This is a genomic window from Alteribacter aurantiacus DSM 18675 (assembly GCF_000429705.1).
Taxonomy (GTDB): Bacteria; Bacillota; Bacilli; order Bacillales; family Salisediminibacteriaceae; genus Alteribacter; species Alteribacter aurantiacus.
Genome location: NZ_AUCJ01000010.1, coordinates 178257 through 190660, shown reverse-complemented (window position 1 = coordinate 190660; position 12404 = coordinate 178257). Strand labels below are relative to the sequence as shown.

Annotated in this window: 14 protein-coding genes and 1 riboswitch; of the genes, 1 reads left to right on the top strand and 13 read right to left on the bottom strand. The window is 43.0% G+C overall.

The annotated features are described in order from the left end of the window. The first annotated feature begins 121 nt into the window (after positions 1-121). Positions 122-394 carry a hypothetical protein gene (locus G476_RS0100985; protein ID WP_425387199.1) on the top strand — a complete coding sequence of 91 codons (273 nt, stop codon included), beginning with the start codon at positions 122-124 and terminating at the stop codon, positions 392-394. Between the two features lie 326 nt (positions 395-720). Here G476_RS0100985 and sufB read toward each other — a convergent pair whose 3' ends face one another. From sufB to G476_RS20995, 13 genes are all read right to left on the bottom strand, one after another. After that, a complete protein-coding gene (gene sufB, locus G476_RS0100980; RefSeq protein ID WP_026688456.1) occupies positions 721-2118 on the bottom strand; it encodes a Fe-S cluster assembly protein SufB in 1398 nt (465 codons plus the stop codon). Between the two features lie 156 nt (positions 2119-2274). Next, positions 2275-2721, bottom strand: a complete 447-nt coding sequence (gene sufU, locus G476_RS0100975) for a Fe-S cluster assembly sulfur transfer protein SufU (protein WP_026688455.1) — start codon at positions 2719-2721, stop codon at positions 2275-2277. Further along, complete coding sequence (locus G476_RS0100970) at positions 2708-3931, bottom strand: cysteine desulfurase (RefSeq protein ID WP_026688454.1); 1224 nt, start codon at positions 3929-3931, stop codon at positions 2708-2710. The genes sufU and G476_RS0100970 overlap by 14 nt, the downstream gene beginning before the upstream one ends. After that, positions 3931-5235: a Fe-S cluster assembly protein SufD gene (sufD, locus tag G476_RS0100965; RefSeq protein WP_026688453.1), complete on the bottom strand. Its 1305-nt coding sequence runs from the start codon at positions 5233-5235 to the stop codon at positions 3931-3933. Before sufD ends, G476_RS0100970 begins: the two co-directional genes overlap by 1 nt. Before the next feature lie 31 nt (positions 5236-5266). After that, positions 5267-6046: a Fe-S cluster assembly ATPase SufC gene (gene sufC, locus G476_RS0100960; protein ID WP_026688452.1), complete on the bottom strand. Its 780-nt coding sequence runs from the start codon at positions 6044-6046 to the stop codon at positions 5267-5269. A 334-nt stretch (positions 6047-6380) separates the two neighbouring features. Continuing rightward, the gene (locus G476_RS0100955) at positions 6381-6596 is read right to left on the bottom strand and encodes a hypothetical protein (protein ID WP_026688451.1); all 216 of its coding nucleotides are present in this window, start codon (positions 6594-6596) and stop codon (positions 6381-6383) included. Between the two features lie 96 nt (positions 6597-6692). Beyond that, complete coding sequence (locus G476_RS23765) at positions 6693-6833, bottom strand: YuzK family famiily protein (RefSeq protein ID WP_169720861.1); 141 nt, start codon at positions 6831-6833, stop codon at positions 6693-6695. Positions 6834-7162: 329 nt separating this feature from the next. Then, positions 7163-7537 carry a carboxymuconolactone decarboxylase family protein gene (locus G476_RS0100945; protein WP_026688450.1) on the bottom strand — a complete coding sequence of 125 codons (375 nt, stop codon included), beginning with the start codon at positions 7535-7537 and terminating at the stop codon, positions 7163-7165. Positions 7538-7821: 284 nt separating this feature from the next. Continuing rightward, positions 7822-8673 (bottom strand): MetQ/NlpA family ABC transporter substrate-binding protein, encoded by an 852-nt coding sequence (locus G476_RS0100940; protein ID WP_026688449.1) that lies wholly within the window; start codon positions 8671-8673, stop codon positions 7822-7824. A gap of 23 nt (positions 8674-8696) precedes the next feature. Next, complete coding sequence (locus G476_RS0100935; RefSeq protein WP_026688448.1) at positions 8697-9365, bottom strand: methionine ABC transporter permease; 669 nt, start codon at positions 9363-9365, stop codon at positions 8697-8699. Beyond that, positions 9358-10383, bottom strand: coding sequence for a methionine ABC transporter ATP-binding protein (locus G476_RS0100930; RefSeq protein WP_026688447.1), 1026 nt, complete (start codon positions 10381-10383; stop codon positions 9358-9360). The genes G476_RS0100935 and G476_RS0100930 overlap by 8 nt, the downstream gene beginning before the upstream one ends. A 141-nt stretch (positions 10384-10524) precedes the next feature. Then, positions 10525-10633: riboswitch (SAM riboswitch) on the bottom strand. Positions 10634-10703: 70 nt separating this feature from the next. Then, positions 10704-11051, bottom strand: a complete 348-nt coding sequence (locus G476_RS0100925) for a hypothetical protein (protein WP_026688446.1) — start codon at positions 11049-11051, stop codon at positions 10704-10706. Between the two features lie 64 nt (positions 11052-11115). Next, positions 11116-12390: an MFS transporter gene (locus G476_RS20995; protein ID WP_035185887.1), complete on the bottom strand. Its 1275-nt coding sequence runs from the start codon at positions 12388-12390 to the stop codon at positions 11116-11118. Positions 12391-12404: the final 14 nt, after the last annotated feature.

The following is a 12404-nucleotide window of genomic DNA, read 5'->3' as shown; positions in this document are numbered from 1 at the left end:
TTTTTCTACACATAGGCTGTTAACTATACGCAAGTTTATTTTAGTACATATGCTGATGTGTGAATACCCTGTTTTACGACAGTTAAAAACAAGTAATGCATTTGAGGGGAGAATGAACATAGTGGAGCAACAACCCTTTTATACTTCAGAAACCCAGGTGATCCATGGACTTGATACCCGACGACCTAGACCAGGTGGTTGGGGCGGAGGAGGCTGGGGCGGCCGGCCACGTCCAGGTTGGGGAGGTTATGGCGGTGGATTCGGATTCGGCGCACCATTCTTTGGGGGATTTTTAGGAGCTGCATTAGGTAGCACCCTTGCAGGCCCAAGCTATTATTATCCTCAGCCTTACCCATATCCGTACTATCCGTCGCCTTACGGTTATTACTACTAGAAATCCGGCACCAAATGAAGTGATGGAGAATGTAGGGGGATCCGTAAGTAGATCGTGGTCATCCAAGTAGAAGTGGTGAAGTTGATAATCGAGGTATTATCGATCCCTAAATTCAGTTTATCGACCATTAATCTGATTTTATCGACCTCTAATCTAGATATATCGACCTCTAATCTAGATATATCGACCTCTAATCTAGATATATCGACCAAATGACAAACATCGACACAACCACCACAACTCGCATCTCCCCAACTCACCCCATACCAACGAAAAAAGAACCTGGAGAGCAAATCTCCAGGTTCTTCTTATTATTTCTAAAGGAATTAACCGATAGAACCTTCCATCTCGAACTTGATCAGGCGGTTCATCTCAACTGCGTATTCCATTGGAAGTTCTTTTGTGAATGGCTCGATGAAGCCCATTACGATCATTTCTGTCGCTTCTTGCTCAGAAACACCGCGGCTCATCAAGTAGAACAACTGCTCTTCAGACACTTTGGATACAGTTGCTTCGTGCTCCAATGTAATGTCATTGTTGAGGATTTCGTTGTACGGAATTGTATCGGAAGTGGACTCGTTATCCATGATAAGCGTGTCACACTCGATTTTTGATTTTGACCCTTCGGATTTACGTCCGAAGTGACAGATTCCACGATACGTTACTTTACCACCTTGCTTGGAGATGGACTTGGAAACGATCGTAGAAGAGCAGTCAGGTGCCAAGTGGTGCACTTTTGCACCAGCATCTTGGTGCTGCCCTTTACCTGCAATCGCGATGGAAAGGATGTTACCACGTGCACCGCGGCCTTTCATCACAACAGCTGGGTATTTCATTGTCAACTTGGAACCGATGTTACCATCAACCCATTCCATGTTTGCCCCTTCTTCAGCCACGGCACGTTTGGTAACGAGGTTGAAGACGTTTGGCGCCCAGTTTTGGATAGTTGTATAACGGCAGTACGCATTTTTCTTAACGATGATTTCTACAACCGCACTGTGAAGAGAGTTGGTTGTATAAACAGGCGCTGTACATCCTTCTACATAGTGTACAGAGCTGTCTTCATCGGCAATGATAAGCGTACGCTCGAATTGCCCCATGTTTTCAGAGTTAATACGGAAGTACGCCTGAAGTGGCGTATCCACTTTCACACCTTTTGGTACATAGATGAAAGAGCCTCCGGACCATACGGCAGAGTTCAGCGCCGCAAACTTGTTGTCTGATGGCGGTATTACTTTACCGAAGTGCTCGCGGAAGACTTCCTCGTCTTCCTTAAGAGCCGTATCCGTATCTTTAAATAAGATTCCCTGCTCAGTAAGCTCTTCTTTCATGTTGTGATAAACAACCTCGGATTCATACTGTGCAGATACACCAGCAAGGTACTTTTGCTCCGCTTCAGGAATTCCTAGCTTATCAAATGTGTTTTTGATTTCTTCAGGTACTTCATCCCAAGAACGCTCAGACTTTTCAGATGGTTTTACGTAGTACGTAATTTCATCAAAGTTAAGTTCGCTCAAGTCGCCGCCCCATTGAGGCATTGGCATTTTATAAAACTGCTCCAGTGATTTCAAACGGAAATCGAGCATCCACTGTGGCTCTTTTTTCATACGAGAAATTTCCTCGACGATTTCTTTTGTCAGGCCACGCTTTGACCGGAAAATCGATACGTCTTTATCAGAAAACCCGTATTGATATTCACCGATTTCTGGCATTTTCTTTGCCATGTGAAAAACCTCCCTTGTAATTCTGGTAAAACCAAACCGCGCTTCCTTCATCCGACAGGTAATCCTTTAGTCATAAAGGGAAGCTTTCTTTAGACTTTAGGAGATGTTCCTTTTATCTTAACACGATTCCAAGCATCTTCTCCACTTACAGAGCTCTTATGCTTTCTCGTCTTCTTTGATTCCTTTTTCCATTGCCTTCCAAGCAAGTGTGGCACACTTGATTCGAGCAGGGAATTTGGCAACCCCTTGTAGGGCTTCGATGTCGCCAAGGTCAAAATCACCGTGCTCCACATCTTTACCGAGCATAATGTCGGAAAAAATTCCGGATAGCTTGAGGGCGTCCTCAACAGGCAAACCTTTGACTGCCTGAGTCATCATCGATGCGGATGACAAACTGATCGAACACCCTTCACCGGTGAATTTGGCATCAGAGATCTTCCCGTCTTCTACCTTCATTTGAAGTTGAATACGGTCACCGCAAGTCGGATTGTTCATGTTTACGGTAAGAGAATCTCCGTCCAATTCGCCTCGGTTCCTAGGGTTTTTATAATGATCCATGATCACTTGACGATACAACGTATCTAGCTGATTACCCAAAGACATTTCCGAAGTACTCCTTTGTTTTTGTTAATCCTTTGATGAACACATCGACGTCGTCTTTCGTGTTGTACAAATAAAAACTTGCACGAGCAGTCGCTGTTACATCAAGCCATTTCATCAAAGGCTGTGCACAATGGTGACCAGCACGAACAGCGATGCCGTCTGCGTCAAGTACGGTCGCAACATCATGAGGGTGAACGTCATCACAGTTAAACGTCACAAGTCCAGCACGATGTTTCGGTCCATAAACCGTCACGCCGTCCATTTCCTCTAGGCGTCCTAAAGCATACTGTGCTAATTCGTGCTCATGTTTCTCAACGTTTTCAAGTCCAATGGCTTCCAAGAAATCAATGGCAGCACCAAGTCCAATGGCTCCTGCAATGATCGGAGTCCCTCCTTCAAACTTCCACGGGAGCTCTTTCCATGTAGACTCTTGAAGACCTACAAAGTCAATCATTTCACCACCGAACTCTACTGGTTCCATGTTTTCAAGGAGCGCTTTTTTCCCATAAAGAACGCCAATACCGGTCGGTCCACACATTTTATGAGCAGAGAAAGCGAAGAAATCACAGTCGAGATCTTGCACATCTACTTTCATGTGTGGCGTGCTCTGCGCGCCGTCAACGAGCATGATTGCACCATGCTTGTGAGCAATTTGAGCAAGTTCTTTTACTGGGTTAATTGCGCCTAACACATTAGAAACTTGCATGACCGCAACGATTTTCGTACGATCAGTAATCGTATTTTCAACCTTATCCATTGCAATGGTGCCATCTTCTTGAAGCTCAAGATACTTCAGAGTAGCTCCTGTCGCTTTGGCAAGTTGCTGCCACGGGATAATGTTACTGTGGTGCTCCATCGGCGTGATGACGATCTCGTCATCAGGACCGAGGTTGGCACGTCCGTAACTGGATGCAACGAGGTTAATCGCTGTCGTTGTTCCCCGTGTAAACACAATCTCTTCAGTTGAAGCAGCTCCGATAAAGTTACGCACTTTATCACGAGCGCCTTCATACCCATCCGTTGCCAATGTTCCAAGGGTATGCACACCACGGTGCACGTTGGAATTGTAGCGGCGGTAGTAGTCATCAAGCTTTTCTATTACTTGAACAGGCTTTTGTGATGTAGCAGCACTGTCCAAGTAAACGAGTGGCTGACCATTGACTTCCTGGTCGAGAATCGGGAACTGTTTACGGACGTCTAGTACATTCATTAATATACTTTCCTTTCGATAACCTCAATCAGCTGCTCTTTTACGGATTCAATTGGAATCTCGTTTACAACCGGACCAAGGAAACCGTGGATGATTAAACGTTCCGCTTCTTTACGGGAAATACCACGACTCATCAAATAAAACATTTGAAGCGGATCGATCTTACCAACAGAAGCTGCGTGACCTGCTGTTACATCATCTTCATCGATTAGTAAGATCGGGTTCGCGTCACCACGTGCTTTCTCACTTAGCATGAGTACGCGCTCCGTTTGTTCACCGTTCGATTTTGTGGCACCATGCTCAATTTTAGAGATTCCGTTAAAGATCGCTGTAGCGGAGTCTTTCATAACTCCGTGCTTAAGGATCTGACCATCGGAATTTTTACCATAGTGCTTGATCAAAGTAGTAAAGTTCTGTGTCTGCTTACCGCGACCAATAGAAACGGTCTTCGTATCAGCGTAAGAACCTTCACCAACAAGGTAGGTAGTATTGTCTGAAACCGTATTTCCGTCATTCATTTGGCCAAGAGACCAATATACTTTCGCGTCGCGACCCATTACTTGAGCTCGACGGTTTACGTACGTTGTTACTTCTTCACTGAAGTTATCAACAGCACCGAAGTTAACGGTTGCACCATCAGCAGCATAAACCTCTGCTACAATGTTTGCTACCGTTTCAGAAGCGTTTTCTGATGCGTAGTTTTCAATGTAGGTAACAGAACTGTTTGCTTCAGCTACGATAAGAACGTGGTTAAAGAGGCCAGCTGCTCCTTTTTGCACGTAAATCGCTTGTAGTGGTACTTTTACTTCTACATTCTTTGGAACATAGATAAACGTTCCTCCGTTAAGAAGAGCTGCATGTAGAGCAGTCAAACGGTTCTCGTCCGCTGTTACCGCTTCACTCATGAAGTATTTCTCAACAAGGTCGCTGTGCTCTTGAACAGCTGTGTGGATGTCTGTAAAGATGACACCTTGATTTTGAAGGTCCTCTTCTGTACGAGCAAAGACTGTTGCACCGTTTTCTTGTACGAGAATCGTGTTCGCATTCTCTTCTTTACCGACAAGTTCTCTTACTTTTTCAGAAAGAGCATCGTATGTTGTATCTGATGAAGTAGCTTTCTCGTGGTCAAATGATGAGAAGTTCCACTTCGTAATGTTCGTTTTATCAGGCTTTGGCAGGTCAATTGCTTCTGCACGCTCTAAAGACGATACACGCAAGTTAGTTAGCCACTCGGGCTCTTGGCGGTCTTTAGAGAAGTTCGTCACGTATTCCTGATCAAATGGTAGCTTTGTGTCCACTGACATGTTTATTTCCTCCTCCTTAAAAACCGCTTCATTATTCGCCTACAGTCTCGTCTTCGATACCTAATTCTTCTTTGATCCAGTCGTAACCTTCTGCCTCAAGACGTTCTGCAAGCTCAGGTCCGCCGGATTTTACGATACGACCCTGCATCATAACGTGTACTTTATCAGGCTTGATGTAGTTAAGAAGACGCTGATAGTGAGTGATGATCAAGCAACCGAAATCGTCGCTACGCATGTCGTTGATGCCTTCTGCAACAACTTTAAGAGCATCGATATCAAGACCAGAGTCAATCTCATCAAGAATTGCAATTTTTGGCTCAAGCATAAGAAGCTGAAGAATTTCGTTACGCTTCTTCTCACCACCGGAGAAACCTTCGTTAAGGTAACGGTGTTGGAACGCTTGGTCCATATCAAGTGTGTTCATTTTATCATCCATTTTGCGGATAAATTTCATTAGAGAAATCTCATCGCCTTCTTCACGCTTCGCATTAATCGCTGAACGGATAAAGTCCGCGTTAGTGACACCGCTAATTTCAGAAGGGTACTGCATAGCTAGGAACAAGCCAGCACGAGCGCGCTCATCTACTTCCATGTCAAGCAAGTCTTCGCCGTTAAACGTCGCCTTACCGCTAGTTACTTCATATTTAGGATGTCCCATTAAAGCAGATGCTAGCGTGGATTTACCGGTACCGTTTGGTCCCATGATGGCATGGATCTCGCCGCCGTTCACTTCGATTCCGAAGCCTTTTAGGATTTCTTTTTCTTCAATGGATACATGAAGATCTTCAACTTTAAGGTTTGGTGCTGTCATTTGTTCTAACCTCCATTTATTTTTTTCACAACAGATGCTGTGAACAATTTGCCTTACTCACAAGAATGCACGTAATCCATTCTCACTTTATTCTCATTACAATATTATATCATATGAAAAGTGAGTTCAAGGGAAAACGACACCCTGATACCTATTCAAACATATTTTGTAACCATTCTTCAAATCCATTTCTAACGCTATGTATTTTTCCACGTTATCGATTGTTCATACAATCTTGAAAAATCCTATTATATCAACGATTTTCAGTAGAAAAGATTTATTATGAAAAACCTGAGTTAATTCTCACTATTGTACCTCTAATTGAGAATGAACATCATTCTTGATTTTCATTGCCCTCTTTTAGAATCATGTTCCAAAACCCGAAGATAGCAATACCAATCAGACCCATAAAAAAGGCCCTCATAAGCATTGCAGATAAACTATATTCATACTGGAAGAACGTATTGGCAATCACTACAGCAATGAAAATTGTAGTAAGGGAATACCAAAACACTTTTTTCTCCTTTTTCGTTTTCTTCTTTTTTTCCATCACATAACACCTCCTAAAATGAAGAAAAAGTCAGTATGCGGGGACATACTGACCTTTCATAAGGTAAGTTCATGGATATTTATGATCACCCTATCTCTAGGTGTTCAGCTTTTGTTGATGGTCAGATACCATTTGAATGCTGGCTTTATGATCCAGTTCTCTGGCTCTTTCCACTTTCATGAGGTTATCCAGATTGTTACTGTACTCCGCATAACTCATTCCGTGTGATTGGTGCATTCCTTTTTCCATCTCGCTTGTGTGATTCAATTGAATCTGATGGATAATAAATCAACCCTTTCGCATTTTATTGGTCAAAAGATCTAACAAGGTTGTAGTACCTCTTTTAGAAGTAGTGTAAACTTGTTTTTATGTGATCTTTTTAACATACTACGAATTTTACCACGTTGATTTACAATCACCAAAGTGCCTGAGAAGGAATACCGCCCCAAATTGTTAGAAAATTCAATACAAAGATCGATGAACGTACACATCTCTTTATTTCTTCTGTTTTTCACCGAAAAGCGCTGTTTTCCTCATGAACCATTCCATTTAATTTCCATTTTTAGTTAGTGAGGTTGGATATCAAGCTCTGTCAAACACTGCTCAACAAGGGTAACTGCTTGGCTCATTGCTGCGCCTCCCCCAAATGCACCTGTAACCGCCACAGCCTCAAGGATTTCTTTTTGAGAACACCCTTGATCAAGGCATCCTTTTGTGTGGTAAATAATGCAATACTCATCTTGAGAATAAAGAGCAATGCCTAATGCGATAAGTTGCTTTTCTTTTTGTGATAATTCACCGGCTTCAAAACATGCTTCAGTAAACGCACTGTATTTGTGCGCAATGTCTGGCATTTGTTCGGCGAAATGGCCTACTCCCATTTTATAATCATGTAGCGCTTGCTGAATTGTGTTCATTGATTGATGATTTTGCTGATCCATTTTCAGTCATCTCCTTAATGTCATTTCACATCGTTTAGTATGAGTTTTCGGTGAAGAATTTATGAGGAATTGGTGATGATGTTTGGGTGTTCGTGTGTTATGGAGAAGTTTTACTCTTTTATGATGAACTAGGGGTCATTTATGAAGAACTTTCAATACTTTATGAAGACTTTTTACTGATTTAAAGAGAATTTGTCACCATTCGACAACGCCCCTTCCCTTCGCCCCTTCCTTCAACCCATAACAAAACCGCCTCCCAAAATAGGAAGGCGGTTAAAAAGCGATTATTCTCCAGCTGGTACAACTGCTCCGTCATATTGCTCCAAGATGAAGTCGCGAACTTCTTCAGAACGAAGAACTTCTACAAGTTTAGCAATTTCTTCAGAACCTTCATCTTCACTACGTACAGCAATGATGTTTACATAAGGGTTATCAAGGTCTGCAGACTCCATAGCAATGGCATCTTCAAGGGGATTTAATCCCGCATCAAGTGCATAGTTGGAGTTGATTAATACCGCATCACCCTCACCGTTTTCATAAGAGGCTGGTAGCATCGCAGCTTCAACATTGTCGCGGAAGTTGAAGTCATTCGGATTCTCTGCGATATCATCAAGCGTCGCTCCGATACCTGCATCTTCTTCAAGGGTAATCAGGCCCTCTTCTTCAAGCATCATAAGGATACGACCGTGATCGGCAACAGAGCTTGACATGATGATGTCTGCCCCTTGAGGAAGCTCATCCAAACTTGAGTATTCTTGAGAATAGATTCCAATTGGCTCAATGTGAATCCCGCCAGCATCTACGAAATCATAGTTGTCGTTGTCTTCCATTTGAGATTCAAGATAAGGAACGTGCTGGAAGTAGTTTGCATCAATTTCACCGTCAGCAAGAGCTTCGTTCGGCAAGATGTAATCTTGGAAAGGAACAATATCCAGTTCAATTCCTTCTTCCTCTAGAAGTGGTGCGGCAAACTCCAAAATTTCAGCGTGAGGAATGTTTGAAGCTCCGATTCGAAGTTCTGAAGAACCTGCTTCGTCTCCTCCAGCTCCGTCTCCACCTTCCTCATCAGTCCCGCATGCTGCTAATACTCCTAGTGATAATGCTGCTAAAGATAATCCTTTAACGTACGTTTTCATAATCTTTTACCCCCAATTGTTTTTTATCGCTTGTCCAATTTATGAGTCAGGCGATCGCCAATGAACTGTACCGCAAATACGATCAGTAAAATGACAATCGTCGCCATCAACGTTACATCTTCATTTCTTCGTTGAAATCCTTCTCTAAAGGCCATGTCTCCCAGGCCACCGGCTCCAATAAATCCGGCCATCGCTGTGTAACTTACCAGGGCAATGGACGTGACTGTAATTCCAGATACTAAGGCTGGCATAGACTCAGGTAGTAATACTTTAAATATGATTTCTTTATTGGATGCCCCCATGGATCGAGAGGCTTCAATTACACCTTTATCAATTTCACGAAGAGCGATTTCTACCATACGTGCGTAGAATGGCGCAGCTCCAATGATCAGTGCTGGCAACGCTGCGGACGGTCCAAGCATGGACCCTACAATCGCTCTTGTAAATGGAATCAATAGAACGATCAGGATGATAAATGGAATAGAGCGAAAAATGTTCACAAACGCTGCGGTTATTCCATGGATTATACGGTTTTCCCACATGTTGTCTTTACTCGTCAAGAAGAGCACCAACCCAAGGATCGTACCAAAGAGGAAGGTGAAAACCACGCTCATCCCGGTCATATACAGTGTCTCAACTGTTGCATCCCATAGGCGATCCCAGTTTACATTAGGAAAGAAGATTTCAGCCACCGTGAATCACCTCCACTTCCACTTGTTCTTTCTTGATATGATCAATCACCTTAGTTAACTCTTCTGGTTCACCGTCAATGCCGATAAATAAAGATCCATATGCACCATTTTGTGTAGATGATATTTTACCTTGAAGAATATTGATCGTGACATTGTAGGTTCTTATCAGATCGGTGATCAGATGCTTTGTTACATCGTTTCCTACAAACGTAAGCTGCAACACTTGCCCAATTCCTTTTTCACCAAATAAGTGTTCAAGGGATTTTTCCGTTTCTTCAGGTTCTGTTACTTGCTTCACAAATTCTTTCGTCATTTCTTCTTTAGGGTGCTTAAACACATCGAGAACATCGCCTTCTTCAACGACTTGTCCGTTTTCCATAACCGCTACGCGATGACAGATCTTCCTTATTACGTGCATTTCATGGGTAATTAGCACGATCGTAAGCCCCAACTTCTCATTGATATCAACAAGAAGGTCCAAAATGGAATCGGTGGTTTTCGGGTCCAACGCGGATGTTGCTTCATCACACAGAAGTACTTTCGGGTTGTTTGCAAGGGCTCGGGCAATTCCTACACGCTGCTTTTGTCCACCACTCAATTGTGAAGGATACGAGCCCCCCCTTCCCTCAAGACCTACTAGCTTGATTAACTCATCCACTCGTTTATTTCGTTCTTCCTTCGAAACACCTGCAATTTCCAAAGGGAAAGCAATGTTGTCTCTCACCGTCCGACTCCAAAGTAGGTTGAAGTGTTGAAAGATCATCCCGATTCCTTGCCTAGCAAACCTAAGATCGCTTTGCGATAGAGAACCCATATCTTTTTCATCCAAGATCACGTCTCCGGATGTAGGCCTTTCAAGCATATTCAACATGCGAATCAATGTACTTTTACCGGCGCCACTATATCCAATCACGCCGAATATTTCACCTTTATCAATCGTTAAATTCACGTTGTCGACGGCAGTCACTTGCCCGTCTTTGGTTTGAAATAACTTTTGAATTCCTTTTAATTCAATCATTCGTGCTAACCTCCAATGCCTTGATGACGGTCACGACACATCTTTGTGTTCGTTTTAGTATGCAATCGATTTGAAGAGTATAAACAAAAAAACCTTTCTGCTATCAGATGAGCAGAAAGGTTTGCAATGTAAAGAACCTTTCTCTCATCTTTCAAAGCAATCGCTTTGTAGGATTTGGCACCTTCTGATCACGCGAATCAGCGGTTGCCGGGTTTCATCGGGCCTGTCCCTCCACCTCTCTTGATAAGAGAAATCTATGAAATTAGTTTATCGCTTTACTGTGATACTGAAATGAATGTTATCATGGGGAAAAAAGAGTGTCAACTCTTTTCATTCAACCGCATGTCTTTACTCAAATACCAGAGAGACTCTAATAGGAGCAAATCTCTCAACCGACCACTCACGGACAGCTCGCCTCTTTTTCGCAAAGATAATAAGAAGTCTTCACCATCAAACAAGGTCTTCATCGCCTTTTGATCTCCATGAATGGTCACTTGGCTAATCTCGTTATCGTATTGTGAAATGGAAATGGTATTGCCATTCAACGATAACAGCCAGCTTTCGTCATTGCAAATCAGACAGACGTCAAGAGTCATTTCGTCCAGCAGGCCTAACAGGTTTTCTGTTTTCCTCATACGCTTTATCGATGAAGTAAGCAGAGTTTTCACGGACCATCACCGCCTCATTTTTCCGTCCTAACAGTCCATATTCGCTACCCGTATGCAAATACCTTTAAGCTGTCAAAGATTGGTGATTATTTTTATTTGTTATCGGTTTTCGGAAAACAATGAAGAAATACACTGTACCAATCACATAAAGGACACTCGTGATGGAAAACACAATGGCGTATCCGGAATAAGCGCCATATACCATAACCAATGTTGTTGAAACTGGGCCCATTACCGCCCACCCAAGCTGAAACACGGCTTGCCCAACAGAGTTCGCCAGACCTTTTATCGAGTCATCAACACTTCTCATCATAAGAGACATCTGGATTGGATTTCCTGCGTTCATAAGCGCTTGTCGGAAAAGGAAGCCAAAAACGGCAAACCATATGTTCTCCGTGAAAGCGGTAATCAACAAGAACGGAATGGAAGAAAGCTGGAGTATCACAACCGCCCTCACCTCTCCGTACTTCCTAACTACAGCAGGTCCAATCATCATCGCTACGGCTGTCATGAGCTGCCCCATGGAAAGAATAAGACCTACAAGGGAATGCGAAATTTCAAATCGATCGACGAAATACAAGTTTAAATAAGGGATAACAAGCCCTGAACCGAACCCTATGATCATCTGTGCGACAGCAAAAAGCAAGATGATTTTTATCCCGTGTTTATGAGTCGTGAATAACTTCTTTAACGATCGTTGTTGATCGTTTCTTACGAACAACTTTCTCTCTTCATTTATCTTTGCGATTGGAAGAAGGGCAGTAAAAAAGAACACGGCTCCAACCAAAAGAGTGATCCGAATGCTCCACAGCCCGCTTAAGCCGATTATGTGGGTCAAAAAGTCGCTCAATGTTCCCCCTAATAAGTTACCAACAACGTTCGCAAGCATAATGATCGCAAAGTTGAAGCTAAACAAATGAACCCGTTGCTTCTCGGTGGAGTTTTCAGCAAGAAGGGGAATCGACGATACTTGTATGAAGGACATGAACATGCCTGTCATAAAAGCTGCTGCTAAGAGCATTTCCTCCATGGATAACACAGACCTAAGCAATAAGCTCATCGCTGCAAAAATAGCACCAATGACAATCACTCTTTTTCTACCATAACGGTCACTCATTAGTCCTGCTGGCAAAAGCAATAGAGCCGTCGCCATGGACTGCATGGCAATGACTCGACCGTTTACAGAATCATCAAAACCAAGCTCTCTAATGTAATAGTTGTAGATGATCATGAAAATCCCCATCCCAACATTAGCTAATGCCGATGCAAGGAGAAAATAGCGTACATTCTTGTTGTACACTTTAAACTGGTCTTTCCATTCCCCAACGAACCTTCCCACAAAAGCCACTCCCC